Below are 26,238 nucleotides of genomic sequence, written 5' to 3' on the forward strand. Positions count from 1 at the left end.
CCCGAGACGTTCCGGTGGCGCAGATCGCCCAGCGACCACGGGTGTCGCACAACGCGGTGTACGTGTGGCGGCGACGTTGGCTGGCCGAGGGCGAGACCGGGTTACGGTAGCGGCAACGGCCGGCGAGGTAGAGTCGGTGTGGCGCCGGCTGGACGGCTCGCTGATCGGCCTATACACGCTCCTTCCTCGGGCGGCGGAGCTGCTGCGAAAGCGCCTGTTACGACTTTGCGAACCGAGTGCTGTCGAGGCCAATGCCGATACGGTCGCCACTGCTGCGCTGCAATCGCTCGCCAGCCGCGCGGACTACCTGATCGTCGATACCTGGCACGCCGCGCACGTAGCCACCGCTGCTAATGATGCGGTACGGCCGAGGAACCTACAGGTCATGCCGCGGGGACGTGGCATCACGGCGTTCCTGCAGGCCCCCGAGCAACATCTAGTTACCTCTTCCTGACGGAGCCGGTGGGACTATCAGGAAAGGGGCCCTGGCGTAGAAACAGTGGTGGCTGCTCCGCATCCGAAGTGGATGTTCCGACGCGGCAGGCTGGAGCCGTTGTGGGCACCGCTGCATCGAGTGTCAACTTATCCAGCTGACTGGGCCCCGGCGTACCAGACCCACGAACCGCTTGAGAACGCAGAGGCATCGGCACCGCGTGGAGTCGCGATGACGATTAGCGAGCTATCTTCCGCGCTACCGGCCAGGGCGCCGGCAAAGTCGTGAGCGATGTCCGGGTTGAGGTGATTGGTGGAGACGCGCCGTTGCTGAGGTAGCAGGGCGGGCATGACCTGTTCAGAAGATCATCGAGGTTCCTACGCCTTGTTGATCGCTTCCGAAGTGAGTCATGCCCGCATCACCATCATCACTGATCGCCTCGCTGTCGGCCGCGGGCGCAGCACCCGCGGTGGGGATGGCGTAAGGCTCACGCGATCGCCGCCCGGGAAGGTCTGGTCGTCAACCGCAAACGCACCCGCCGGCTATGGATCGAGGAGGGCCTCAAACGGCCACCCGTGGTCCGCAAGAAACGCCGTACCGGCCCCGGCCGTCACCAGCGGATGCGCGCGACGCGGCCGGATCAGATGTGGGCGTTGGACTTCCAGGTCGACGTCACCGCCAACGGACGGCAGGTCCGCTTCTTGAACATCATCGACGGGTACACCCGACAGGCCCTGGCGACGAGGGCGGCCCGGTCGTTCACCGCGGACGCCACCATCGCGGTGCTCGACAGCCTGGTCACCACGCTGGGTCGCCGTCCGGAGCACATCCGGATGGATAACGGCCCGGAGTTGACCGCGCACGCCCTGACCGATTGGTGCCGGTTCGCTGGTGTCGACCCGGCCTACATCGATCCTGGCTCACCCTGGCAGAACGGCACGTGTGAGTCGTTCAACGGCCGGTTCCGGGACGAGTTCCTGACCTGCGAGCAGTTCGACACGCTGCTGGAGGTGCAGGTACTGGCCGAAGACTGGAGGACCGAGTACAACACTTACAGACCCCACGGCTCCCTGGGCTGGCTCACCCCCGACGCCTACCACCGCCAATGGGTCACCAACCGGCAACCAATACCCGCATAGCCTGTTGATGTGGCCCCCTTTTGGTGGGCCAGTGCTATGAGAGTTGAGGGCTGGGTTGGATGTCGTGCCAGAGCTTCTCATACTCGGCGGGGCTGATGTAGCCGAGGTAGCTGTGGCGTCGATGGGTGTTATGGAAGTTGTCGATGTAGTCGGCCATCGCGATGGTCAGTTCCAGAGTCGTCTGCCACTTCTTCGTGTCGAGTAGCTCGGTCTGCATCCGGCCCCAGAACGACTCCATGACCGCGTTGTCGTAGCAGTCCCCGACGGTGCCGAACGACGGTAGAAGCTCGTAGCGGCGCAGGTTCTCTCCGAACGCCCAGGACGTGAACTGGGTGCCGTGATCGGCATGTAGCACGGTCGTGGCGTGCCGGGCTCGTTCCCGCGCCGCCATGTTGACCGCGTTGTTGACCAGCGAGGTGTCCGCGACCGTGGAGAACGTGCGGGCGACGACCATCTTGCTGAACGCGTCCAGGATCGCGCAGCAGTACACCTTGCCGTCCCGGGCTGGGTGTTCGGTGATGTCGGTGAACCACAGCTCGTTGGGCCGATCCGCGGTGAACTGCCGTTGCACCAGGTCTGCTGGCGTGGCCACCTTCAGCAGGTTCGGAGCGCGCCGGCGTTGCCGCGGCAGGCCCGACAACCCGCGCTCCCGCATGAGCGCACCGACGAGCTTGAGGTTCACGACCATGTCGTGCTCCTCCAACAACGCCGCGCGGATCCGTCGTTTGCCGTAGGTCCCGCGGGAACGCTGGTGAATCTCCTCGATGGCATCAGCGACGATGATCCTGCGCACCCCACGGGTGGACAGGGTCCGCCGCCGGTACGCCTGCCACGTGGTTCTCCCCAGGTGGTGACCCGACATGCTGACCGGCCGGAATGGCCCAGCGCGATCAGCCCTTCGACGATCGCGATTTTTCTTTTGGGGTGACCACCACCTGCTCGTCGAACAACGCACACGCGTCCCGCGTCAAAACCAACTCCGCCTCCAACTGGGCGATGCGTCGCTTCGCCGCGGCCAGCTCATCGGCCTCGACGCTGGGTACTCCGTCCCGTACCCCGTCGTCGATGAGGGCCTGGGCCTTCCACCGGAACAACGTGGCCTGAGAGATCCCCGTCTCCACCGCCAAGTCCGAGACGAGTTCTCCGGCACGCAGCCGACGACAGACCTGACGACGAACAGATGTCGAGTACCTCGGCACAGTGACCTCCCGATGATCACTATGCCTCAACTCTCATCGAGCCGGCCCACTCCCGGGGGGGCCACATCAGGTGGACCTCCGAACGGGGCCCAGTCAGTCCATCGAGAACAAGACGCACTGGGTACGCGATGTCACCTACGACGAAGACCGATCCCAGATCCGCACCGGCGCCGGCCCGCACGTCATGGCCACCCTCCGCGACGCCGCCATCGGCGCACTTCGACTCGCCGGCACCACCAACATCGCCGCTGCCAACCGCCACCACGCCCGCGACGCCAACCGGCCACTGGCCCTGCTCGGCATCACCTAACGACTTTGGCGGGGCCCTGCGCTACCGGCGGCCACCAATCCGCTGACGGTACCGGCCAATGAGGTACTCCTGCATCCGGGCGATGTCGCGGGCGGTGTTCTCCACCCCGTTCCAAGCACGCGGTCCGTCCGGGAATGGCCAGGTGCCCTCGGTCCAATGGCAGTCGTCGGCGATGGCTTTCAGGTCCGCCGCAAACTCCTCTTCCGAGGTGATCTGGTCGGCGCTGCCTCGGGCGTGGGAGATCTCGTCCATCAGAACACCCATGCCGATGATGCCCACACCGTGCATGAGACGGGAGCGACGCGGCGGAATGCCCCAGGCGTCGGGGAAGACCTCGGAGACCGCCTGCCAGAAGTTGTTCAGGATCGACAACATACAGCCGAAGTTCGGGCCTGCCGTGTCACCTCGGTAAGGCCAGAGGGCGCCATTGTCGAGGCTGGTCTCCAGCATCCGTAGCATAGAATTGTCCTTGATCAGACCTTTCGGGTTGGTCTGGGTCTGGATCATCTGGTGCAGCGGGGACTTTTTCGAATAGTTCAGGCGCTCGACCAGGGTCGCCGGCAGTTGCCGCACCATCAGCGACGCGGGTAGCGCGCCTGACGCCTCAGGCAGCAGCTCGTGAATAAGGCCCTTCGGCAGTGCCTTGGTCGAGTTGACCAGGATGAACTGGGAGCGTTGGTCAGCGTGGGTGTCGGCGATGAACGCCGTAACGCAGATCGGGAACTCGTCGAGACGTGAGTCACGGATCGCCGCAGTGCGCTGCTGCCCATCGACGATGAACCCCGGCTTCTCGTCCTCCCCAGCTCCAACCACGACCGGAATGATGATCGTTCCATGCCGGACGAACGCCGGCCGGTCCTCGTCAATGGACTTCTTGCCCCGGAACCGGACGCGTTCGTCGAACGCGACCACGATCGCGTTAGGTAGCAGCGGGCTGGGGTCGGTGTCGAGGTAACGGCGGATTGCCCCGACGTGGGCGAGGCTTTCCGGACGTTGGTAGCCGTGCAGTTTGGTCGCGTCGTCGCGGCGGATCCTCGAGACGGTTGCGATATCGGGCAGTTGCTTGCCGTCGATCGCAAAGGTGTAGACGCGCCGGTTTGGCCCCTGCTGGATCTCCAGCGCGGGCAGGCGCAGCAGCCGCCGACGCCGAGGCTTGGAAGGGCTGTCGGGGGCCAGCGTCACGTCGGGTCCTCTCCGAGTTGGGTGCGCAATCGGTTCCTGAACACGTACAGATTATGAAAGCCCCGCCGCTTGTTGCGCTCGGTACCGCGGAAAATCGCGATCTCGATGCCCTCCTTGCAGCACAAGGGGCATTTGCAGTCCCGCCACGGCATGTCCTGCAGAGTTCTGCGATAGTCAGCGCGTCGGTCGACGTCGGGGTCGACTAGTTTGCTGTACTCGTGCACAGCGGTGAGGGTGTCTTCTATGGCGGCGAGCCCGGCGTCGTACTCACGCAGCAGTCGTAGAGCGGCGCGTTCGAGGGTGATCGCCCGTCGCTGATCGATCTCTCCGGCGGCGATTCGTTTGCGTAGTGGGACGTTGCCTTCAACCTGTTTGACGCGGATCGCGACGTACGTCGAGTCGGGGGTGTAGTAGTTGTCGCGGTCGTCCTTGAATGACTGCAGGAACGGTGATGTGCTGTCGAAGCTTGTCACGCCGTGGCCGGCGAATGCCGGAATGTTGTCGCAGCGGCTGATTCCGAGCAGGTGCAGCTGCGTTTTCGGATGACGGACGCCGTCGACCGCGGCGAGGCAGGCCAGGATCTCGCGGGTCTTGTAGGGGACCATGCCGCCCATGGCGATGCGGCGGTAGCCCATGCTCTGTAGCTTCGTCACCGAGTCGGCGTAGGAGTCAGGGTTCCAGCCCTGCGCCACGCCGAGCGGCTGGAACCGAACCTTCCGAGCCTTGCATCGCTTCCAGAAGTCGCTGGCCAGCGTCAAGGTCAGGTCCTGGCGGGCAGCCCACTCGCGCACCGCCTCGCTGTCGGGGTCGACGGGTACTAACGGGCTCTTGTTGAAGATGATGTGGTCGACGGAAATGCCGTAGTCGAAATCGTTGCTGTCGTAGAACTCGATGACCTCGTCGACGGTGAACGGCGGCTCGGGTAGTTGGTGATAGGTGAACGCGCCGCAGTCGCCCATGATGTGCAGTGGCCCGTTGACGTGGTCGAGGCGGAAAAACCGGCGGGCGCCTTCGCGGCGTAGCCGGTTGCGTTGCGCGCCGGTGTACTTGCCGGCGGCGCCGCTGGAGTAGCCGTCAACGATCGACTTCGCGACGAGCAGCCCGTGGAACGGCGGCGGGTCGAAGACCTCGTGGGCGTAGAGGTCGTCGCGCTGGCGTACCCGCATCGGGTCGCGTTCCTCGGTGACAAAGTCGAAGCCGGGATCGATCTGGTCCTGGCTGTCGGGGAAGAAGTACTTCATGACCGTGCCGCCCGGAGATCGATGTACACACGGATGAGGTAGCTCGACAGGGCCTGGATCTGGCCGGGGACGTTCTCCACGGCGTCCCACGCCAAGCCGATCTGGTCCCAGGTACCGGCGGTCCAGCGGCAGTACGGGACGACGAGGTCGATCTCTTTGCGAATTTGTTCGTCGGCGTCGGGGCGGCGCGGGTCCACAATGGAGAGCACCCGATCCATGAGCCGGCCCATTGAACGAATGCCGGCGCCGTGCATGAGGCGGCTGTCGGTGGCCGGCTTGCCCCACGCGTCGGGAAACGCATCACGTACGGCCGACCAGTACAGGCAAAGGGCGTGATGGATACCGTCGACATCGATCTCGTTACTGGTCAGATTCCGGTACGGGTACAGGCATCCGGCCGAAGCGGTGAGGCTCTCCTGGATCATCGACACGATGCTGTTGTCGGCGATCACCGCAACGTGCAGCGCGTCATCGCGAGTGGACGCCCGTTTGATCATCTGATGAAACGGGGACCGTTCGTCGTTGTTGAGCCGGTCGCACACCATCGACGGGGCTTTGCGGACGCTGAGCCGCTGCGGCAGCGGTGCGTCGACCGCGGGCAGGAGTTCGGTGACCAGGCTGGGCGGAAGCGGACGGGTGTTATTGACCCGGACGAACTGGTCGCGTTGCAGGCTGACCGTATCCGCCACGAACGCGGTTACCGGCACTGGGAAGTCACGACGTTCAGCACGCGACAGCGCAATCGCGCGCTGCTGCCCGTCGACGATCCACGCAGGCTTCGCCTCGCCAGGGCGGCCCACCGGCAGAGTAAGGACGCCTGAGGTGGCCAGCCCGTCGCTAGTGCCGGGTCCGCGGCTGCCGATAAACGTGGCACGCGAGGACAGGGCCAGGATGATCGCATTGGGGAAGATCACCGGACCGCTGTCGAGGTAGTCGATGATGTCCTGAACATGGCCGCGGACCTCGGGCCGCTGGTAGCCGATCAACTGGCTGGCCTCGTCGCGGCTCACCCGCGACACGTCTGCGACCTGCAGCACCTCCGCCGCGGTCAGGGTGAACAGGTACAGCGGGTGACCATCGATCTGGTCGATCCGCAAGGCGCGACGCTTCAATGGAATGATCTTGTCGGTCATGGCCGGTGCACCTCGCATACGTCGCGGTGCAGGTCGGCGAAACGGTGCTGTTCGCACGAGCGGCCTGTCGTCCGCAACTGTCGCAAGAGTTGCGTGGCGCTGGTGTGCGCGTGTCCACGGATGTAGCTGGCGACCTCGGCGTCGGACATTCGCTGGCCAGTGGCGCGGGTCGGCGGCGCCTCGGTGGGGGTTGCGGCTGTCGCCGCGGCGCGCAGCGCTGTCCGCGTCGTGCCGGCACCATGCTCAAGCAGGTATCTTGTGACCCGGACGTTGAGGGCCTGCAAGCTGCCGCCGACCGTATGGCGCAGCATCGCGGTCACCGGCACCATCAGGTCAGCGAGCGCGGAGTGTGCGGTCGGTGGCCCGACCACCGACAGCGCGTCCTCGACAAGGATGCCCGCGGCGGCGAGGATGTCTCGCGAGCAGGCACGCTGATACGCCGCGGACAACACCGCGATCACGGTCGCGGACGGATCAACGGCGGCGAGTTGTTGAAACGAACGCGGCCGGCCGGGAACAGGCCCGGCCCACTTGCCGAGGCTTTGCCACCAGTCGCTAACCTCAGCAGTCGTGGCCCCGACCGCGTCAGCGGCGGGTGTGGAAAACGTCGCGGCGTAGGAGCAGATGAGGGCGTCAGCGGGGATCAGGCCGTAGCCAGCGGAGGCGACCCACAGTTGCGCGTTCTTACCGGCCGGAGATGCAACCATGTCCCGCACAACCGTCCAATGCTCTCCAGCGTAGGCGTCGATAGCCGGACTGCGGCTCGAGCGGGAGGTGTCCAGGCGGCGGCTCCAGTCGGCGAACCGTGCCGCCGGCTGTCGGTGGGCGACCGAACGTAGATGCAGATCGGCCGGGACGCTGTGGCGTTTGCGGTTGGCGCAGGTAACCACGATGTGCAGTGTCCCGCGAGGGCCGGCGGTCACGGCCGCTGACCCGTGGGCGTGGGCCAGGACACCTGGGCGAAGGCGACGTGGTTGTGGATGCTTTCGTCGGTGACGACCCGAACCCGGCCGCGGATGATCCTTGGATCGTCGCGCAGTCTGACAACAACGTTGCGGACCATGTCCTCGACGAAAACCGGATTGTTATGGGCGGCCATCGTTACATGCCTCTCGTCGGGCCGCTTCAACAGCGCGTACAACGGGGACGACCCCGACTGCTCGGCCATTGCAATGAGATCGTCGAACCACAGCCCGCTGGTAGGGCTGGCCAGGTCGACATCGATGGTGACCCGGCCCCGTTGGTTGTGTGCGCCGTAGTCGCTGATCGCTTTGCTACACGGGCAGACGCTGGTCACCGCCACCTCGGCCCGCAACGACACTCCACCACCGTCGGTACTGCTGGTCGCGGTGACCGTGCACGGGTAGTCCATGAATGAGGCAGCCCCGGTCGCCGGCGCTTGCCGCTCCAGGAAGTACACGAAGGCTGCCGACACCGTCGCCGTGCGCGAGCCCATCCGCTGACGCAGGTCATCGGCCATTGACAGCATGCTTGGAGCATCGAGTGGGTCGCGCCAGGCGTGTAGAACCTCCACGAACCGCGACAGGTGCGCGCCTTTGACCTCCGATGCCACGTCGACAGTCATGGTCATCGTGGCAAACGTCTCGCGTTTGTTGCCTTGGCCATCGGGGACTAACACCGGGTAGCGCAGCCCGTCGATTCCGACGGTGTCTAGTGCGATGCCGCGCTGATCGGGCAGGGCCTGCACGTCGATGAGGGTCACCGCTGACCCCGATACACACAGCCGGACGTGCAGGTTTCGCGGACCACGATCGCAGACAGTGGCAGCGTTGCCGCGAGCCGATCCCACGTCCACCGGGCGAGGTTCTCACTCGTCGGGTTCTCCAGGCCGGGAACCTCGTTGAGGTAGTAGTGGTCCAGTTCGGCGATCACCGGGTTGACCGCGGCCTTGACATCAGCGAAGTCCATGACCCAACCCATGGTCGGATCAACCGTGCCCGTGACGTGCACCTCGATCCGGTAAGAGTGGCCATGCAGCCGGGCGCATTTGTGGCCCGCTGGCACCTGGGGCAGGCGGTGGGCGGCTTCGAAGGTGAACTCGCGAAAAATTTCCATCAGGCGATCCCGAGATATTTATGCGTCTGCAGACTGAGTTGCCACTGCGGATGCTTCAGGCAGTAGGCCACCGCGGCGAGGGTGTTCTCCTCCCGCTGCGACCCGTCCATCGGCTGGAGCAGGAACCGACCGAACTCCAGATGCTCGAATCGGTCCGGCATCGCTCCGGGCTGCGGGAACACCAGTTTCAGGTCGTCGCCAGCGGTGAGGACGAGTTCGGCGCCGGCCTTCGGGCTCACGCAGATCCAGTCGACCCCGGGCGGGGCTGCCCGAGTGCCGTTGGTTTCGATCGCCACCTCGAACCCTTCCGCGTGCAGCGCGTCGACGGCGGCGGTGTCGAGTTGCAACAGTGGCTCACCACCGGTGCACACTACATACCGGCGGGCTCGCGGATGCTCGGCGCCCGCCCATGCCTTCGCGACCGCGCCGGCGAGATCGGCCGCAGAACGGAAACGACCCCCTCCGGGGCCGTCCGTGCCGACGAAGTCCGTGTCGCAGAACTGGCATATCGCCCGATGCCGGTCGCGTTCCCGACCGGTCCAGAGGTTGCAACTGGTGAACCGGCAGAACACTGACGGGCGTCCGGCATGGCTGCCCTCACCCTGCAGGGTGTAAAAGATCTCTTTGACCCGGTACATCACTATGCGGCTGACGCCATCGACGGGTCGGGCAGACCCAATTCGGCGAACCCGCGGATACGCAGCAGACACGAGTCGCACGTTCCGCAGGCGCGGTCGCTGATCGGCTCGTAGCAACTGTGGGTCATCGCATAGTCAACCCCCAGCGCCAGGCCGCGCTCGATCGTCTGCGCCTTCGTCAACGCCACCAAGGGCGTGTGAATCGTGAGCCGCTGGGTGCCCTCGACGCCCGCCTTGGTAGCCAGGTTGGCCATCTGCTCGTAGGCCGCGACGTACTCGGGTCGGCAGTCCGGGTAGCCGCTGTAGTCCAGCGCGTTAACCCCGATGAAGATGTCCGACGAGCCGATCGTCTCGGCGAACGCCAACGCGAACGACAGGAAGATCGTGTTACGGGCCGGCACGTAGGTCACCGGAATCTCGGAGCCAAGGTCGTTGGCACTGTCGTGGTGAGGTACCGCAATTGCGTCGTCGGTCAACGCCGACCCACCGAACACCCGCAAATCGATGTCGGCCACGACATGCCGAGCGACACCGAACGCTTCCGCGACTCGCGTGGCAGCCTGCAGTTCTATGGTGTGGCGCTGGCCGTAGCGGAAGCTCAACGCATAGGGATCGAAGCCTTCAGCACGAGCGATCGCCAACACCGTCGTCGAGTCCAGACCGCCACTGAGTAGGACAACTGCTTTCGGCTTCGCCATCACAAAACCCCCAACTCAGAAAACTGTCCCGCTGCCCGAACTACATGTACGTAGTTTCCCTGACGTGCCGGACACGTTACCGGAGGAAACTGCGCGCCGGGAAGCCGCCACCCGCATCGGTCATCAGCATCTATTCCAGGCTTCGCGTCCAACCTCAGCTTAGAACAGACGTCCGACGACGCTGTCGCTGACGTCCCGGCTCTCGCGCTCACGCTGTGGCATCTGCCCACGTCAGGTCGATGCGGAGTAGTAGCGGTGCGTAGCTTGCACTGCTCAGCCACTGGCCGTTGGAGATAGCGCTCCCTGCTCATGGCGCCTCCAGCGGGGGCCAGCGCCCTCGATCAAGTCGATTTGGACGGGTTCCGGCTCGACGTACGAGCGGAGCCACTCGGGCGGCGCCGAGCGCCGGACGGTCTGCCTAGACGGGGCGAGACCGAGGAACTCCGCTTGGCCCTGCTCGTCCGCTCGTGCTGGCGGCGGCAGTTCAACCTCGTAGATCGGCATATCGCTCGCGTTGTGGATGTAGAAAGCCAGCTCGCGCGTGCCGTAGGGCTTGCGGTACGCCTCGACCCTCGCACTGATCCGCGCTGATCGGGCAGGGCAGTGACCTGGCCGAGGTGTGCAAACACATTGAGGTGTTGGAGGGCGACCTGGTCACCGGTGGGTGGCGCAGTACGGCGGGATGAAGGCCGATGACGCCAAGCGGCTCAAGGACCTGGAGCGGGAGAACGCCCGGTTGAAGAAGATCGTGGCGGACCGACGGCTGGACATCGACATGCTCAAGGAGTTGAACAGGGGAAGCTGATGACCTTGGAGCGTCGGCGCAGGGCCACGCTGGTCCTGCAGGAACGTTTCGGAGTCTTCCAACGACGGGCCTGTCGAGTCGTCGGTCAGCATCGCTCGGTAGAGCGGCGGCCGACGCCGGCGTTTGCCGGATGCCGAGGAGGTATTGCGGGTCCGGCTCCGGCAGATCTCCGCGCAGCATCTGCGGTGGGGATGGGTAAGGCCCACGCGATCGCCACCCGGGAGGGCCTGTCAGATCAGTGCGGGCCACTGCGCGTTCAGTTGAATGGAGTTGTACCAGTGGTCGGACGACGCTGTTGCCGAGCTACGTGGCGGGTTGACGCCCCTTGACGTCGTCGAGGCTCTGGACGCCCCGGTTGCATTGCGGATGGACAACCGTGCGCCGGAGGCGACGCCGACGTTTCTGGCGGTTTGTGCGCCGACGAGGCAGCAGCGGCTCATCGCCGTGGTGTGTATCCGGGCGAGTCATGGTGGGGTGTGGACGATCGTCGGTGCCCGTGATGCCAGTGTGAATGAGCGGGCGATGTGGAGGAAGTACACGTCATGAGTGAGAAGAAGTCTGGCGATCTGACGGGGATGTCGGCGCAGCAGGCTGGCGAGTACGCGATGAATAATGATCTGGGTGCGTCGTTCGCTGATGCCGAGGTAGCCCGGGAGCGCCGGCCGGCCGAAATGGTGACCGCGTTGCGGATTGATCTGGACGTTCAGCGGGAGCTTGAGGCGGCCGCTGCGGCGCGGGGTGTGGGGGCCTCGACGTTGATGCGTCAGATCATTGAGGATTGGGTGGCGGCGCATCGGGAGGCTCCGGCGCCCGACCAAATCGGTGAGCTGGTGCGGTATCTGGATGCTGCACGTCGTGTGGCCGCGTTGTTGGCGCAGCATGGGCTAGCGGCGTGAGGGCCGAACCGCGTCGACTCCTCTACTCGGCTGGCTTATGCTGTCGGCGACCTGGTCAAACGTGCGTGAGCATGCCGCTGGGCCACCGGATTACTGGGGGTCAAGGGGTCGTGGGTTCGAATCCCGCCGTCCCGACGTAGGTCAGAGGGCTGATTCGATAGATGGATCGTCCCTTTCGGCGTTTCTGGGGACCAAGATCAGTCAAGGTTGCAGGCGTCGACATTCCCTGGCCGTTGGTCAAGGAGCGGCGGCCTTTTGATAATCCTCGGGAGCGCGCCGGCTCACGCGGACTGGCTCTCGGCCGCACGTCGGGCACCCGTGTGCCGAGTGACGACGCAGTCTGCCTCGCAGCCATAGCGTCGCGGGCACGGCTGCGACCGCGATCGCCGTGACGACAGCCGTCGTGGCTACCGCGGTCGACCAGGTTGGCCACGGCTGAGGGTGAGTCGATCGGTCAGTCGTGGTAAGCAGCAGCACCGGACCCAACAGGATCAGCGCCGGCCACCAGCCACGCGAGTCTCGCCGCACGCTGAAAACGACGGCGGTGATAACGACCACCGCTGCCAAGCACAGCCCGGCGTACGGAAGCACCCCGAGTAGCGAGTAGTAGAACCCGGTCGGTCGACTCTGTAACGCCAGCCCGGCGGTCGCGGCTGTCACAGCCAGGCCGAGTGCCGTGACCGGCGACCAGCGCCGGGCCGGCACGGCCAGCGCGACCACGCCGAGAGCGAGCTGCGGCACCAATACGAACAGTGGCGGCCGTACGTACGAGGTCAGTGCGGCGACCGGAACAAGCGAGCGCATGACGGGCTCGCAAGTGTGCACGCACACCGCCACGCACGAGATCGACCACGTCATTCGGGCGAGGCCGTCGCTGCCCCGGTGCCGCGAGGTCCAGGTAGGTCTCAACGATCTCGTCGCCGCGTTCGGCGCGATAGTCGATCGGATACCAGCGCAGCAGTGCGCGATAACGATTGCGCAGCTCGTCGCTCACGAGGTACCGCCGGCAAGCTGAATCGCCGCAGGTGCCGGTCTCAGCCAGAGTCCTCGGCTACCGGTGTCGCTGGTGCTGGCCATGCCACCAGCCGGTCGTAGCCTCGCACGGTCGGCGAGCCGGCGAGTCGCCGCTTCGATAGTGCGGCGCCGGCGCTCAGTCTCGGCCCGTAGCGCGGCGTCGCCTCGTTCGGTGAGGCGGTAGTACTTGCGAGCACGACCGTTGACGATCTTTTCTCGATCGAGGATGACAAGCCCATCGTCGGTCAGCCGGTCGAGCGCGCCATAGAGCGTTCCGGGACGCAGCTCGACCGTCCCTCCGGAAAGCTCGGCGACCTCGGCGATCAGCCCGTAGCCATGCAACGGCTCGCGCGCGAGCGCAGTGAGGATCAGGAATGTCGGTTCCCGTAGAGGTGCGGCCATGACGCTAGAATATATCAGGTACGAAGGTATCCTGGTCGCAAATGTATCGGCCCTGGCGATCAATGCCATCCGGTCTCGCGTAAGTCAGTAGAGTCGACCGACATGGGCCCAGGCCGGAGGGCCGGTAGCAGCCTCGACCGCTAGCCCAGTCCTAAAGCATGTACCCACACGGCTCCTCGGGCCGGCACTCGGGGACCACCTGGGGACCACACGTGGTGCGCGATCGTGGACGGTGCGCCATCAGGAGCACGGCTTGATCGTGGGCATGACGTGTGTGACGTGCGCGAACGCTTAGCGAAGCGTCCTGGGGGTCAACCACGATCAGCCTGTATCAGGATGTCTGGCGCTCATTGACCGTTGGTCAAGGTCCAAAGGCAAATGGAGATGCCTGCCGAATTGCTCGTTCTCTGCATCAAGGCGCCGCGCGAGCGCGGCGTAGCGGCGCACTCGTCGGCGCGCTGCTGGCGGCGCTGGGGCGCCGGCATCGCGCGCCACGGCGCGCCGCACCCGACCCGGCTACCCTGCCCCAGACAGACCGACCCGGAGGAGCGCACTTTGGGCAGCTGGGGACCTGGCCCCTTCGATGACGACACCGCGATGGACTTCGTCGACGACGTGGCCAACGGGCCACCGTCGAACGTCATGCCAGCCCTGCTGGACGCCGTCGATCGGCTCACCGCGCCACAAGGCGCCCAGGACTACGGGCGTGCCGCTCGCGGACTCGCTGCGGCTGCACTCGTCGCCGGGATCGCGCCCGAAGGCGCAACGGAGTGGGCCGCCAACACCATCCCGAACCTAGGCACGGACGACGCCGCCGCTGCGCTACAAGCAATCCACGCCGCCTACGGCGAGGATGCCATCCTCCCGGAACTCGCGACGGACGCCGACAGTCGTACCCGGCACCTTGCCGCTCTTGAGCCTGCGCGTCAGCTTCTCCGCGCGGCTATCCCACCACCGCAGCACGAGGTCCTGTTCTAGACAGCAGCGAGGGACTCGCACCCCGGGGCTCCGCCCCGTACCCCGGCCCTCAGCCGGTCTTCGAAGCTGGAGGTAAGCGCGAGCGGCCCAGGCCGTGCCGATCGCTGAGGGCGGTCCTCCTCCGTGGACGGTTCCGGCGATCGCTGCCGCGCCGCTGCGTGGCTTGCCATCGACCTAATGCGCCAGGCCGGGCCGTCGCTGCCGCAACGCCGGGAAGGCTCCGCGTCCGGGCTGGAGCGCGTGGGGGGGCCGGACGCAGGCACCCTCGGCGTGATGCGTCAGGGGTACAACCGACAATGGCCGAGTGGCTGACCTCCAATGGGACGGCGTCAAGGAGTGGTTCGACCCGTCCACGAACGGCACCTTGCCGGATGTGATCGTGCAAGACACGACCCTCACCGACTGGGAGACCCTGTTGCGGCTGATCCGGTCCGAGAGTTGGCGCTCCGAGTACGAGTTCCGGGACCAGGTCCATCCAATGCCCGCGTCGGCGGCCGAGCTGTTCGTCCCCGACCCGGAAGGCTGGCTGCGAACCCTGCGAATCTGGCCCGATCCTGACATGGAGTGGATCGTCCGACCGTCCCTCCCCGAAGAGATCGACAGCGACGTCAGCCTGCACGAGATCCAGGGGCAAGAACGTCTGAACGTGTTCTGCCAGTTCCTGCGGAAGCTCGGCATAGCGCTCAGCAAGCGCATTCTGGTGTACGCCGAGGGTGCCTACGACGGCTACCCGCCGATGATGGCGTACGAGGTTGCGGCGGATCGAGTGGTGTTCCTCCGGGCCTGACCGCTGATCCTTGTTCGCGACTCCGCTGAGATCTCGTGATCAACTGTCCCTAGTTTCTGACCCCAGTCGGCGCGACGAACCCATGCGACCATCCTCCCGACCCAAGTCAGCGGCACTGACCACGTGCCCGGCCCTTGTAATCGGAAGGTCGGGCTTGCTTCACTCCGGATTACCTCGGTCATGGATCACCGGAAAAGCCACTGTGGCCCGAGCAATCCAGGTGTCGATGTCCTCGGGCGACCGATGAATCGCTTCGATAAGAGCTTCGACAGCATGGAGCTTGTCCGCGGTCAGGTGCCCTCGCAGCTCGCCGATCGTTACCTCTTGATACGACATCGAAAGCTGCCACCAGAACTTCATCAAGTAGCGGCACTCATCCTGCAGCCGATCATCGGCGAGCCGATCATGGATCACCCTCTGTGCTCGACGTCGCTGGGCGTCGTCGCGAAACCCCAGCCGAAGGTTACGGAGGTCCATGCGGTGCACTGTAACGACGACAGTAGACAGGGTTGGCTGCGCAGGGTTCGCAAGATCCGGAGAATGCGCGGGATGATCGAGGGCGGATCCGTAGCGCTGACCGGGGTTGGCCCAGGTCGCGGTACCCACGGCAGGTCGGACGCTAGCCCCTTCCTAAAGCGTGTGCGCGCACAGCTCCTCGGGCTGGTATTTGGGGACCGCGTGGGGACCACACGTGGTGCGCGGTGGTGGACGAGCGCCCTCAGGAGCACAGCTTGATCGTGGGTATGGCGTGCGTGACGTGCGCGAACGCTTAGCGAAGCGTCCTGGGGGTCAAGGGGGTGGACCCACTCGGTGTGTCTCCGCCGGAGGTGTGGGGGACGATGGCACGGCATGCCAGGAAGGCGTACATGCTGCAACTGGCCGAACGTTCGGCGCAGGCCCGCCGCGCTCGTCGTTGAAGATGAACAGGTCCGGCTGCACAAGGTGCATGCCAGCGGGTGGGATATGAGCCAGGCTATGGTTCAATCCCCCCTCGGACACCAGTTCTGGTGGAACTTCACCGATGGTGAAACGGCCGCGGTTTCGTGCGTACATGACACATAGCCGCGCGTCCCCCATCATCACGAGCGATCGGATCCCGCTGCCGAGGAGTGAAGGTCCGAGGCGTGCGCGATGGCGTGACGCACGAACCGAGCGATGTCCGGGGAGGTCGCCCTGGCGGGCCACGCCACGTGGAGTTGGCTGTCCGAGAGCCCGTGGGTGGGTACCGCGACAATGCCGGCGGGAAGTGGCTCGTTCAGCAGTGACAGCGGTGCGAAGGCGATGGTCCGTGCCAGACGCACGTTTCCGGTGAGCTGCGCGAGATCCTGGATCGGCGGGCCGGGTAGCCAGTGGTGGTGCTCGAGGTCGGTGCCGGCCCAGTGGGCGGTTTCGTCCGCGCTGGCCTCGGCCCAGACCGCGATGGCCTCCCCGGCGAGTTCCGCACGGTTGATCGTCGCTCGCGAGGCGAGTGGGTGCCGGACCGACAAGAGAGTGACCCGTGGCTCGCTCCACAGCAGTTCGCTGTCGAGCCCGCGGTCATCGAACGGGCGGCGCAGCAGTCCTACGTCGTCCTGGCCGCTGCGTAGTGCGTCGGTCTGGTCCTGCCAGTTCACCATGGCAGCCTCCGCCGCCTGCTCGGCCGGGAAGCGCGCATTGTAGGTCTGCACAAGGTGATCGAGTACCTTGATCTCGCAGCCGCGGGCGCTGACCCGTAGCCGGGTGCGGTCGTGTCCCGCACGGGCCGCCCGGGTGAGTGCGGCCCGGGCTTGTTCATCGAGGCCACGAGCATCATCGAACAGCACCCTGCCTGCGGCGGTCAGCCGCACATCACGGTGGCCGCGCACGAACAGTTCCACGCCGATGCTGTGCTCGAGGTCACGGATTGCCCGGGATAGGGCCGGCTGCGTCATGGTCAGCGTGGCGGCGGCCCGGGTGAAGCTGCGTTCCCGCGCCACCGCGAGAAAGTAGCGTAGCTGCCTGAGGTCAACGTCGTTCACCCCATCAGCGTTGCACAACTCTGTGATGCCCTGAGGGCATAGCAGTATGCCCAACCGGCTTTTCCGCCCGGCCCCACCGAGGGGTGTACTGGAGAGGCGTCAGCAGGACCATCCGGTCCGATGCCGCGGGACAGCGCAGGACCGGCAGCCGCCGTCACCGATCTGTCCGGATGCCCCTGGTAGCTCACGGCGCGTACGTGGGCATGCGGCCGCCGTGGGATGCGGAGCAGGCCGGGTCGCCCGCGGCGAAGGACCGTCCTTCTACTCAGAGAGGTATCATGCGCGTCTTCATTACAGGTGCCGGTGGTTACGTCGGCGGCGTCGTCGCCGCGCGACTGGTCACCGCCGGCCACACCGTCGTTGGCCTGGCACGGTCCGACGAGAGCGCGCGGCGGATCCGCCGACTTGGCGCCGAGGCCCGGCTCGGCAGTCTGGGGGATGTACAGCTTCTGCGCGATTCCGCCCGGCAGGCAGACGCGGTAGTGCACACGGCCGTCGATTACCTCGATCCGGCCTTTGCCGCCTGCGAGAACACGGCTCTCGATGCGCTGCTCGACGCCGGTGGGGGAGGGCCCCTGGTTTACACGAGCAGCACGCTGGTGCTCTCAGACACCGGATCGGAGCCCGTCGGCGAGGACGGGGACGCCTCTGTGGAGACGCTTCAGCCGTTCAAGCGTTCTGGTGAGGACCGGGTACTGAGGGCTGGCGGCACCGTCGTGCGGCTCGGCCTCGTCTATGGCCGGAACGGATCCTCACTGCTGGCGACTCTGTTGTCCGCGGCCAGGGAGCATGGCGTCTCCAGTTATGTCGGCAGCGGCGAGGCGCGCTGGTCGACAGTCCATGTCGACGATGTCGCGGACCTGTTCGTGCGAGTGGTGCGGGCGGGAGTATCCGCGGGAGGGGTGGTGCACGCGGTGGAGGCGCAAGCGGTCACCTGGCGGGAAATCGCTGAGGCGATCGGACGCAACGTCGGCGTCCCAGCGGTCGCTCTCACCCTGGAGCAGGCGGCTGCGGCGTTCGGCCCGATGGCCGTCCAGCTCACCCGCAGCCTCTGGGTGACGCCCACGCGGCCCGGCGAGTTCTTCGGCTGGAGTCCGGCGGGTAAGGGCGTTATTCACGATCTGGAGCACGGTTCCTATCGCAACTGACACGACGCTGGGCGCGCCTCGGGTTGCGGGATCCGGGTGGTTCGGCAGCCTGGGGCGCTATGAATCCCGGGTCGTGGTTCACGGGGCCTTGACGAGTCGACGGGTCCGTCGCGGATCTCGAAACAGCGTTCCGCAAAGAATCAGATGTGGCCGACGCAATCTATGACACGCGTCGCGTTTCGATGATTTTGTCGGCGAGGGCGGAGAGGTCGGGGGCGATGACGTTGGGTTGAGGCAGGGAGGGAATCGGTAGCGGGGCGTTGCCGGGACGTGTAAGGAGCCCTGCGGTGAAACCGGCACTTTGCGCGCCCACCGTGTCCCAGACGTGCGTCGCGACCATGAGGCACGCGGACGGTGGTACGGCCAGTTCCTGCGCGACCATGTGATACACCTGCGGGGCGGGCTTGTACGACCGCGCCGTTTCGATCGTGAACTGGCGTTCGAAGAAGTGCGCGAGGCCGGCGTGTTCGAGCGGGGTCTGTCCGTGGGGGCTGGGAGGGGAGTTCGTCAAAGTCACCATTCGCAAGCCCTCGTTCCTCAGCTTTGTCAAGCCTTCCTCCACGTCGGGATGCGCCGGCATCGTCTGCATCCCGGTCCGCAGCTCCTCGGTGTCGGCTGTGGTCACCTGCGCGCCATGGACTCGGCCGACCATGCGCAGCAGACCCTCGCCCAGTGAGTAGTAGTCCTCGTAGAGTCCGGAGAGGGTCAGCGTCATCGAGTACATGATCAGCTGGCCCAACCATTCACGCAACACGCGCTGGTCACCGAACACTCTGTCGAACAGCGGAAGCATTGCGTCGAAGTCGATGAGCGTCTCGTTGACGTCGAAGACGAGCACGCTGGGTGCGGGGCCGCCCCACTGGCCCGGGGCCCCTGTGTCGACGCTGTTGGCTTGCTCCGGTCTCATCGATACGCCCTTCCGATGTCGCTGACCGACGATCTCCCGGCGGCGTCCATCCGCTTGCAAATCACGTGTTCGGGATCTGCGAGCCAACGTATCGCGCAACGGCCGGGTAACCGGCCGGTATTCGACGCGATCTGACCGATCGAGCAACCCGTACCTACGGCCCAGGCAGGCGAAATGCGCCGTGAGTGCGTGGACGTTGGGCGCGGCACTGCTGATCTTCACCGGCCGGCGACAAGCGTTCGACGTCCCTCGCCGGGCGATCGGCGGGACCCTGAAGAAGCAGGTCTGGAATCTGCTGGGTCCCGCCGCTGCTCGCAGGGGCCTGCCGATGAGGGCGGATTCAGAGGTTGTGTGCTGCCGAGCGTGTGGTGAGGGCCAAGCCGGCGACGGCGAGGAGCCCGAACCCGGCGGGTACGAGGAATACCAGAGGTAGTCCGATGGTGGCGGCTGCGAGTCCCCCGGCGGCACCGCCGAAGGCGGAGGCCAGCGATGTGGAGCTGAGGAAGATGGCGGAGGCGGTGGCGACGGCGTGGGAGAGCAGGCGTTGGGCGACGATGATGCCGAGTGCGGCGAAGACGCCCCACACGCCGCCCATGAGGATCTGTCCGGCGAACAGGCCGGCGGCGGTGCCGGTGGTGGCGAAGCAGATGTTCGCGGCGACCCCGAAGCCGGCGCCGAGCACCATCAGGCGCATCATTCCGGTCCGGCGTGCTACGAGCACCGCCAGCGGCATGAGGATGATTTCGACGAGTGGTTGGATGCCGATGATCGCGCCGCTGAGCCCGGGGGAGAAATCGAGCTGGTGGTTCATGTAGATCGGTAGGTACGCGTATTTGACCGGTTCGCCGGCGTAGACGAGTACGTAGAGCATCGTGAACGTGAGCAACGGCAGCATGGCTCGCACGCCGGGGGCATGCGGCCCGGATGTCGGCGTCGGCTGCGGCGGGGTCGCCGTGGAGAGTGTGGTGAGCGTGCCGAGCGGAAAGAGCTGAGCGAGGGTGCAGATCGCGGTGGCCAGCAGCACGGTACGCGATGAGGTGTGGGCGGCCAGGAAGGACCCGGCGACCGGACCGACGACCCAGCCGCCGGTCAGGGCCATCCGGACGACGGCGACGACTTTGTCGTTGCTGGGGTCGGGGTGTGCCTTCAGCTCGTCATGGACGGCGGCGAACAGCTGGGATGTCGCGGTGCCGCCGAATCCGCCGATGACGGCGTTGAGGACGAAGGGCATCCACAGGTGGGTCGAGTAAGCGATGCCTGCCCAGCTCACGAACCCGGCGAGGGCGCACGCGCGGAACGGGCCCAGGCGCCGACCGGTGCGGTCGGAGCGCCGACCGACCAGGTAGCCGGCCAGGGGTGCGGTAAGGCTCGTCAGGTAGAACAGCCCGGCGGTGCTCAGCGTTGCGCCGAGGTCGTTGACCAGGAACGACGCGATCTGCGGTGCGGCCGCCGAGAATCCCATGGCGGACAGGAACACCGAGGCGGTGGCGCCGCGATACAGCGGTGAGGCAAACGTCAGGCGCAGCGCCGATGTGCCCATCACGGGCTCGTCGACCGCCACGTTAGCGGTACCAATCCGTTCGCGCCGAGGCATCTTCGTTGCCTTACGTAGCGTCTAGCGGCAGGTGCTGTCGCGTACGACGAGATCGACCGGGAACCGCTGCCGGTAACCAGCTGACGGGGTGCCCTCCAGTAGCAGGCGGGTGGCGGCCGCGGCCATGTCCTCGACTGGCAGTCGCATCGTGGTCAGGGGTGGGTTGGTGCACACGGCGGCGATGCTGTCGTCGAAACCGATGATGCTGATGTCGTGTGGCACGCGCCGGCCGCTGGCGGTGATGGCCTGAATGGCTCCAGCGGCCATCAGGTCGCAGGCGATGAACATCGCATCGATGTCCGGGTGCTGCTCCAGCAGCCGCTGGGCGGCGTGGTAGCCGCCCTCGCGGCGGAAGTCGCCGTCGGCGCTCAGCTCGGCCAGGCCAAGGGCGTCGACCGCTTGCCGATACCCGGTACGCCGGTCGATCGCGCAGGGGTTGGCGGCAGGCCCGTGGATCGCGGCGATCCGCCGACACCCGCGCTGGTGCAACTCGTTGACGGCGGCGTACGCACCGCCGATGTTGTCGGCCTCCACGCCGGGAACGGACGGTGCGGTGGGCACCAATGACACCGTGCGACGGCACCGGCGGTGGACCCGGACGGCCAGCGCTGGGGTGATGTCGGCGAGGACAACGCCGAGTCCGGCGTTGTCGGCGATCTCATCGATCGCTGCCGCGCTCGACCGCAGACCTACCGCATGCAACCGCAGTTGAGCGTCGACACGTTCGAGGACCGGCATCATGCCGGCCAGGACTCGGCTGAAGTACGGGTGGGTCGCGAGCCAACCGGGCCCGGGGCCATAGGTCACCGCGACGACGTCCACGGCACGTTGCCGGCCAGAGGCCAGTGCCCTGGCGGTCTCGTTGGGCTGGTAACCCAATTCGGCAACTGCTGCGCTGACCCGGGCCCGTAACGGCCCGGATGCCCCAGGCGCGTTGTTGATGACACGGGACGCGGTCGCGCGGGACACGCCAGCCGCACGAGCGACATCCTCGATCGTCGGCCTGACCCTGCTCATCCGGCCCCGCACCTTCATCCCACCCATCGAATCGCCGCAACGACCCTGAACCGTAGACCTGAGAGCGCTCTCAGGCGAAGCGGTGATGGAGATCCACGCTGGGCGTGCTCGTCTTGCCGGGGAGGGCCCAGCCCGCATTCGCCATTCTGGGCCTGGCCGCCATCCTCGTCATCGCCGGGCGGTCAGCGGAGCCACGGTGAGGTGTTGTTTCTGAGCAGCTCAGCTAATCAACGCCCCGGGGCCGCCTGCCACGGCTGTGAAGCGGAGCCTGAGGCGGGCGTGGGTGGGGTCACTCGGCGGGGCGGGCCAGCGCCTCGGGTGGTTCGACGCTCATCGGCTTGACGAGGCTGGCCCCCTTGCGGTCGAGACCGGCGTCCGCCCGTCGGCTCCGACCCAATTGGCTAGCGACCGTTCGTCTGCAGGGGCCAGTAGGCGGGCGGCGCGGCAGGCCGGGCACGGTCTGTTGGAAAGCGTCCAGGCGGCCAACGGTTGCACCGCGCGGGGAGACGATGTGGCCGCCAGTTGCGGCCTCGGCGGCGGCGAGAGAGTCGACGGGCGCAGACGGCATGTCACGGCCGACACCGGAGGCCGACTGTTGCTGGTTGTCCCGGTCGTGCCGCCTCGATCCGGGAACGCCCCCGGCTGCCCGCCGCGCGGCTATCGGACGCTCCGGGTCGACGGTCGAGACCGATGCTGCGCCATGCCGCGCAACCGGCTGGTGCCGTGGGTGGTGCTTCTTGGAAAACGCTCAAGGTGATGGCGTGACGTACGAGGTGGCACCGATCGCCCGGAACCTGTCGACGTGAGCGCGCCCGCGACCTTCTCGTGCCGATCGCGCGAGGTAGGAGGATTCTGGACGTTGACGCACAACCGGGCTGGTGTCTGACCCCGGGCGGTGTCCGAGAACCGGGTTCGGCCAAGAAAAAGCGGAGACTCCAGGACTCCGACGACGGTTGCCGGGATACTGGCCACAGCGGCCACCGGCGGGAGACGCCGATCGCAACGGGCGCAGCCATGATCGCAAAGGCGAGATGAGCCATGAACCAGACGCATTTCCGGACCGCGACCATCGACGGCCTCGACGTCTTCTATCGGGAAGCCGGGCCGCGGGATGGTCCCGCCGTGCTGCTCCTGCATGGCTACCCCACGAGCTCGCACAGTTTCCGCGATCTGATCCCGATGCTCGCTGACCGGTACCGCGTCATCGCGCCGGACTATATCGGGTTCGGCTATTCGTCGATGCCCTCGGTCACGGAGTTCTCCTATACCTTCGACGCCCTGACCGACGTGACGTCCAAACTCCTCAAGATGCTCGACATCCCTGAGTACGCGGTCTACATGCACGACTACGGCGCGCCCGTCGGGCTGCGACTGCTGCTCCGCCAGCCCCATGCCGTCAAGGCCATCATCACCCAGAGCGGCAACGCGTATGCCGAAGGGCTCGTCGGGGAGTTCTGGGATCCTCTGATCGCCTACGGCAAGAACCCCGGACCGAAGACCGAGGCGGCCGCGCGGCAGGGGCTGACGCTGGAGGCAACCCGCAAGCAGTACGAGTACGGCGTGCCGGACGTGAGCGTGGTCAGTCCCGACGCATGGCGTCACGCCCAGGCCAGCATCGACCGGCCGGGCAACGACGTCATACAGCTCAGCCTCTTCCGGGACTACAAGACCAACCTTGACCTCTACCCGCGGGCCCAGGAATGCTTCCGCGCCAAGAAGCCCCCACTTCTGGCCGTCTGGGGTCGCAACGACCCGGTCTTCGGTCCCGAGGGCGCCAAAGCGTTCAAGCGCGACATCCCTGATGCGGAAATTCATCTTCTCGACACTGGCCACTTCGCACTGGAAACGCACCTGGAGCCGATCGCCGACCACGTGCGCGAATTTCTCGCCCAGGCGATGTCCTGAGCCGCCGGGGTCACCGTGTGAGGCAGCGCATTACCGGTCGCCTCGAAGTGAGTCGCATTGCGGCATGTGAAGCCACCCGAGCTTGATCGGCGAGCTCTGTATGCTGACCTGGATTGCGGGCAGTTCGCGATCGAGGACAGCCTGACCAGATCGCCGACAGGGGTCATCAGGTTTTATCACAGCAAGGTCGCCGGGTGACCACAGCTTCGCAAATGAGGCGCGGCGAGTCTTCGTCCGTGCCGCGAAATGTCATCGTGGGAACGGCGCGCGTTGACACGCCATGGGCGCTGCCTAGTCGGGATGCTCCGACAGCAGTCGCCATGAGTGGGGGTCGCGCCGCCGTTCCAAACCAACGCCGGGGCGCTACGCGTCGAGGACGATTTCCTCAGTCGGCTTCGCGCAGCACAGCAGCAGTCCGTTTCCGGCAGGCGGGTCCAGCGGCTGTGGTTCGTAGTCCACGGCACCGGACACGAGCGTCGTGATGCATGAATGACACACCCCAGTCCGGCAGGACCAGCGCACCGGGATCTCACACGCCTCCGCCAGCTCCAGTAGGTTGCCGTAGCGGCTATCGAACGGCACGGTCAGGCCACTGCGGGAGAATGTGACCGCTGGGCCGGTGCCAGGCGGACCGTCCGGGGCGTGCGCCACGGTGGCAGCGTCGGGCCCTGGAGTGGCGCTGGCTCCGAAGGTCTCACTATGTACCTGTTGTGGGTCAAGTCCTAGCTCGGCTAGAGACGCTGTCATGGTCGTCATGAATGACGCCGGGCCGCACACGTAGGCGTCGGCATCGACGGGTATCTGCAGCGCGCGAAGAGCCTCGATGTCCGGTCGTCCGCTGTGCGGCGTCGCCCTACCGTCGGACCCCGCAGACGCCGCCTTGGTGTAGAACGTGTGCGCCGAGACGCTTGGCAGGCTTGCCAGTAGACCTTCAACCTCGGCGGCGAACGCCTGAGCCTCCGGCGTCCTGGCGACGTGGACCCAAAACACGTGCCTGGCCGAGCCTTCGGCTGCCAGCGCATGCAACATCGCCAGGACAGGTGTGATCCCGATGCCCGCCGACGCCAGAAGCACCGGGTTCGTCCCGGCCTTGAGCAGGAACGTGCCTCTCGGCTGGGCGACGTCGAGTGTGGACCCCGGGGTGAGCCCGGTGTGTAACCATGAGCTGACCGCGCCCAGTGGCTCCCGTTTGACGCTGATCCGGTACTGGTCCGCGCCGGGTGCGGAGGACAGCGAGTAGTTGCGGACGTTCGCGCCGCTGCCGTCCGCGCTCGGCACTCGGATCGTCAGGTACTGGCCGGCCGCCGCGGCGGGCAGTCCGGCTGCCACATCCGCTGCCGCCAGGACCACGGACCGGATGTCCTCGGTCTCCCGCCGCACGTTGACGACCCGCAGTGGGGTGAAGCCCTGCCAGCCGCGGGCGGCATGGGGATCTTCCGCGGCTGCGGTCTCGTCGAGCATTCGGACGAAATCGCCGCGCCAACCCGCGCTGAGGGCGTCAATGCCGATGGCCACCCGCAGATCGTCGGTCGACCTGCCCGGCAAATACAGCAGGCCGTCGATCCCGGCCACGGTCAATGTTGCCGTGGGACGGCCGATCCGGACGATGCTGTCGCCGGCCTGGACCTCGCCCTCCTCCAGCACACGCAGATAGAAGCCCGGCCTGCGGTGGCGCACCAACAATGACGCCATCGTGGGTACGCCGAGGCGGATGCCGACGCGGTAACACGTGACCCTGGGCTGCGTGACCTCGAACACGGTCGTACCGATCCGGTACCGGTCCCCGATACAGACCTCGTCGTCGGCGAGCCCGGTGACGGTGAAGTTCTCGCCGAAGTGGCCGAACTCGAGGTCATCGCGGCCCAGTTCGCGCCGCCAGTAGTCATACGACTCGATCTGATACACCATCACGGCACGAGATTCACCGCCGTGCCCGAGCTTGTCGGCCTGGCCATCGCCTGCGACATTCAGCCTGCCGACTCGAACCGGACCGGTGACAGGGGACTTCCAGATCGCGGTGCGGACGACTCCGCCACTCCACTCGTGATCGGCGGGCATTCCGACGTTCACTGACAGCAGGGTGGCCGGTCCACGTGAGTCGACGCCGGTCATGACGTGAGAGTAATACATCTGGGTTGCGCATCCCAGACGGGATAGCCGACAGCGCCTACTGGACCAGCTGACCGCCGGTGATTCGGGCAAGACCGAGCTCACGCCCGTTGCTCCACCCACTGCTGGTCTGTCCCGTATGCGCACCGCAACGACTGGTTCGCGGTGAACGGCATCGGCCGCCATGCGGGGCGGGACAACGGCTCGGAGGACAACTGGGGCGCACGCCACCGGCCGACACGGCTGCGCGGCAATGAACTCCCTCGCCGCCGCGCGGGCACCCGGTCAGAATGGGAACGACTCGATCCTCAGCAATCCGCCGAGCACTGTCGCGTGGCTGATCTCGATCGCCTTGGTTGCCGTGGGCAGGACGAGGGGCCCGCGCTCGTGGTAGCGCCGAAGGGCGCCTCGGCGGGACCAGGTTGGGTGAGTTCGTCGAGATACCTAGTGCGAGAGTCGTCGAACAGGTGTGGCTGGTGTCCGTACCAGTCCCGCAATTCAGGCGAAGGTGCAGCCTCTCGGCCCCACGCGTCGAGGCTGGCCTGCTCGTGGGAGACGCCGCGCAGTGCTCGGCCATGTGATCAGTCTGAACTCGTTGCGGTTCGAGAGGCTAGCCCTCGCTGCTCGCCC

The 26,238-nt window shown here is 66.3% G+C and carries 25 protein-coding genes and 4 pseudogenes; 11 read left to right on the forward strand and 18 right to left on the reverse strand.

Features of this window, described 5'->3' with window-relative positions:
- Positions 1-11: 11 nt before the first annotated feature.
- The 3 genes and pseudogenes from ABEA87_RS42705 to ABEA87_RS26085 form a co-directional block, all read left to right on the forward strand.
- A pseudogene (locus ABEA87_RS42705) lies at positions 12-110 on the forward strand (helix-turn-helix domain-containing protein); the annotation flags it as partial.
- A gap of 26 nt (positions 111-136) precedes the next feature.
- Complete coding sequence (locus tag ABEA87_RS26080) at positions 137-454, forward strand: hypothetical protein (protein ID WP_345633901.1); 318 nt, start codon at positions 137-139, stop codon at positions 452-454.
- Between the two features lie 449 nt (positions 455-903).
- Positions 904-1,572, forward strand: a pseudogene (locus ABEA87_RS26085) (IS3 family transposase); the annotation flags it as partial.
- A 34-nt stretch (positions 1,573-1,606) separates the two neighbouring features.
- On the opposite strand, the gene ABEA87_RS26090 reads toward ABEA87_RS26085, so the two are convergent.
- Both ABEA87_RS26090 and ABEA87_RS26095 read right to left on the reverse strand, forming a co-directional pair.
- A complete protein-coding gene (locus ABEA87_RS26090; RefSeq protein ID WP_345633902.1) occupies positions 1,607-2,434 on the reverse strand; it encodes an IS3 family transposase in 828 nt (275 codons plus the stop codon).
- A 28-nt stretch (positions 2,435-2,462) separates the two neighbouring features.
- Positions 2,463-2,771: a transposase gene (locus ABEA87_RS26095; RefSeq protein ID WP_345633903.1), complete on the reverse strand. Its 309-nt coding sequence runs from the start codon at positions 2,769-2,771 to the stop codon at positions 2,463-2,465.
- Positions 2,772-2,841: 70 nt separating this feature from the next.
- Here ABEA87_RS26095 and ABEA87_RS26100 point away from each other — a divergent pair, with 70 nt between their 5' ends.
- A complete protein-coding gene (locus ABEA87_RS26100; protein ID WP_425570955.1) occupies positions 2,842-3,081 on the forward strand; it encodes a hypothetical protein in 240 nt (79 codons plus the stop codon).
- Between the two features lie 21 nt (positions 3,082-3,102).
- On the opposite strand, the gene dbpB (ABEA87_RS26105) is transcribed toward ABEA87_RS26100, so the two are convergent.
- From dbpB (ABEA87_RS26105) to queC, 8 genes are read right to left on the reverse strand one after another with little or no spacing between them, the layout of a single operon-like run.
- On the reverse strand, positions 3,103-4,263 hold the full coding sequence (dbpB, locus tag ABEA87_RS26105; protein WP_345633904.1) for a DGQHR domain-containing protein DpdB: 1,161 nt from the start codon (positions 4,261-4,263) through the stop codon (positions 3,103-3,105).
- Positions 4,260-5,504 (reverse strand): tRNA-guanine transglycosylase DpdA, encoded by a 1,245-nt coding sequence (gene dpdA / locus ABEA87_RS26110; RefSeq protein ID WP_345633906.1) that lies wholly within the window; start codon positions 5,502-5,504, stop codon positions 4,260-4,262. The genes dbpB (ABEA87_RS26105) and dpdA overlap by 4 nt, the downstream gene beginning before the upstream one ends.
- A complete protein-coding gene (gene dbpB, locus ABEA87_RS26115) occupies positions 5,501-6,637 on the reverse strand; it encodes a DGQHR domain-containing protein DpdB (protein WP_345633908.1) in 1,137 nt (378 codons plus the stop codon). The genes dpdA and dbpB (ABEA87_RS26115) overlap by 4 nt, the downstream gene beginning before the upstream one ends.
- Entirely contained in the window at positions 6,634-7,527 is an 894-nt protein-coding gene (locus ABEA87_RS26120) for a hypothetical protein (protein ID WP_345633910.1), read from the reverse strand. The genes dbpB (ABEA87_RS26115) and ABEA87_RS26120 overlap by 4 nt, the downstream gene beginning before the upstream one ends.
- A 29-nt stretch (positions 7,528-7,556) precedes the next feature.
- Positions 7,557-8,360, reverse strand: a complete 804-nt coding sequence (gene folE2 / locus ABEA87_RS26125; RefSeq protein WP_345633911.1) for a GTP cyclohydrolase FolE2 — start codon at positions 8,358-8,360, stop codon at positions 7,557-7,559.
- Positions 8,357-8,713, reverse strand: coding sequence for a 6-carboxytetrahydropterin synthase QueD (gene queD / locus ABEA87_RS26130; RefSeq protein WP_345633912.1), 357 nt, complete (start codon positions 8,711-8,713; stop codon positions 8,357-8,359). Before queD ends, folE2 begins: the two co-directional genes overlap by 4 nt.
- Complete coding sequence (gene queE, locus ABEA87_RS26135) at positions 8,713-9,351, reverse strand: 7-carboxy-7-deazaguanine synthase (protein ID WP_345634012.1); 639 nt, start codon at positions 9,349-9,351, stop codon at positions 8,713-8,715. The genes queD and queE overlap by 1 nt, the downstream gene beginning before the upstream one ends.
- Before the next feature lie 2 nt (positions 9,352-9,353).
- Positions 9,354-10,049, reverse strand: coding sequence for a 7-cyano-7-deazaguanine synthase QueC (gene queC, locus ABEA87_RS26140; protein ID WP_345633913.1), 696 nt, complete (start codon positions 10,047-10,049; stop codon positions 9,354-9,356).
- A gap of 587 nt (positions 10,050-10,636) precedes the next feature.
- Between queC and ABEA87_RS26145 the strand changes: the two are divergent.
- From ABEA87_RS26145 to ABEA87_RS26155, 3 genes and pseudogenes are all read left to right on the forward strand, one after another.
- Positions 10,637-11,055, forward strand: a pseudogene (locus ABEA87_RS26145) (transposase); the annotation flags it as partial.
- A gap of 63 nt (positions 11,056-11,118) precedes the next feature.
- Positions 11,119-11,400 carry a hypothetical protein gene (locus ABEA87_RS26150; protein ID WP_345633914.1) on the forward strand — a complete coding sequence of 94 codons (282 nt, stop codon included), beginning with the start codon at positions 11,119-11,121 and terminating at the stop codon, positions 11,398-11,400.
- Positions 11,397-11,750, forward strand: a complete 354-nt coding sequence (locus ABEA87_RS26155) for a hypothetical protein (RefSeq protein ID WP_345633915.1) — start codon at positions 11,397-11,399, stop codon at positions 11,748-11,750. Before ABEA87_RS26150 ends, ABEA87_RS26155 begins: the two co-directional genes overlap by 4 nt.
- Positions 11,751-12,821: 1,071 nt before the next feature.
- On the opposite strand, the pseudogene ABEA87_RS26160 reads toward ABEA87_RS26155, so the two are convergent.
- A pseudogene (locus ABEA87_RS26160) lies at positions 12,822-13,166 on the reverse strand (PadR family transcriptional regulator); the annotation flags it as partial.
- Between the two features lie 378 nt (positions 13,167-13,544).
- Between ABEA87_RS26160 and ABEA87_RS26165 the strand changes: the two are divergent.
- Together ABEA87_RS26165 and ABEA87_RS26170 are read left to right on the forward strand one after the other, a co-directional pair.
- A complete protein-coding gene (locus ABEA87_RS26165) occupies positions 13,545-14,144 on the forward strand; it encodes a DUF4259 domain-containing protein (protein ID WP_345633919.1) in 600 nt (199 codons plus the stop codon).
- A gap of 304 nt (positions 14,145-14,448) precedes the next feature.
- Entirely contained in the window at positions 14,449-14,931 is a 483-nt protein-coding gene (locus ABEA87_RS26170; RefSeq protein ID WP_345633921.1) for a hypothetical protein, read from the forward strand.
- A gap of 159 nt (positions 14,932-15,090) precedes the next feature.
- Here ABEA87_RS26170 and ABEA87_RS26175 read toward each other — a convergent pair whose 3' ends face one another.
- Entirely contained in the window at positions 15,091-15,408 is a 318-nt protein-coding gene (locus ABEA87_RS26175) for a hypothetical protein (RefSeq protein ID WP_345633922.1), read from the reverse strand.
- A 602-nt stretch (positions 15,409-16,010) separates the two neighbouring features.
- Complete coding sequence (locus ABEA87_RS26180) at positions 16,011-16,928, reverse strand: LysR family transcriptional regulator (protein ID WP_345633924.1); 918 nt, start codon at positions 16,926-16,928, stop codon at positions 16,011-16,013.
- Positions 16,929-17,206: 278 nt separating this feature from the next.
- Here ABEA87_RS26180 and ABEA87_RS26185 point away from each other — a divergent pair, with 278 nt between their 5' ends.
- Positions 17,207-18,076: an NAD-dependent epimerase/dehydratase family protein gene (locus ABEA87_RS26185; protein ID WP_345633927.1), complete on the forward strand. Its 870-nt coding sequence runs from the start codon at positions 17,207-17,209 to the stop codon at positions 18,074-18,076.
- A gap of 160 nt (positions 18,077-18,236) precedes the next feature.
- On the opposite strand, the gene ABEA87_RS26190 is transcribed toward ABEA87_RS26185, so the two are convergent.
- From ABEA87_RS26190 to ABEA87_RS26200, 3 genes are all read right to left on the reverse strand, one after another.
- Positions 18,237-19,205, reverse strand: coding sequence for a haloacid dehalogenase type II (locus ABEA87_RS26190; RefSeq protein WP_345633929.1), 969 nt, complete (start codon positions 19,203-19,205; stop codon positions 18,237-18,239).
- Positions 19,206-19,323: 118 nt separating this feature from the next.
- Entirely contained in the window at positions 19,324-20,523 is a 1,200-nt protein-coding gene (locus ABEA87_RS26195; RefSeq protein WP_345633932.1) for an MFS transporter, read from the reverse strand.
- 75 nt (positions 20,524-20,598) lie between these two features.
- Positions 20,599-21,594 carry a LacI family DNA-binding transcriptional regulator gene (locus tag ABEA87_RS26200; protein WP_345633934.1) on the reverse strand — a complete coding sequence of 332 codons (996 nt, stop codon included), beginning with the start codon at positions 21,592-21,594 and terminating at the stop codon, positions 20,599-20,601.
- Between the two features lie 1,038 nt (positions 21,595-22,632).
- On the opposite strand from ABEA87_RS26200, the gene ABEA87_RS26205 reads away from it, so the two are divergent.
- Positions 22,633-23,499, forward strand: a complete 867-nt coding sequence (locus ABEA87_RS26205) for an alpha/beta fold hydrolase (RefSeq protein ID WP_345633935.1) — start codon at positions 22,633-22,635, stop codon at positions 23,497-23,499.
- 363 nt (positions 23,500-23,862) lie between these two features.
- Here the strand turns inward: ABEA87_RS26205 and ABEA87_RS26210 are convergent, their stop codons facing one another.
- Positions 23,863-25,611, reverse strand: a complete 1,749-nt coding sequence (locus ABEA87_RS26210) for an MOSC and FAD-binding oxidoreductase domain-containing protein (protein WP_345633936.1) — start codon at positions 25,609-25,611, stop codon at positions 23,863-23,865.
- Between the two features lie 305 nt (positions 25,612-25,916).
- Positions 25,917-26,174 carry a DUF488 family protein, N3 subclade gene (locus ABEA87_RS42710; RefSeq protein WP_425570958.1) on the reverse strand — a complete coding sequence of 86 codons (258 nt, stop codon included), beginning with the start codon at positions 26,172-26,174 and terminating at the stop codon, positions 25,917-25,919.
- Between the last annotated feature and the right edge of the window lie 64 nt (positions 26,175-26,238).

The sequence above is a fragment of the Rugosimonospora acidiphila genome (genome assembly GCF_039543385.1).
Taxonomy (GTDB): domain Bacteria; phylum Actinomycetota; class Actinomycetes; order Mycobacteriales; family Micromonosporaceae; genus Rugosimonospora; species Rugosimonospora acidiphila.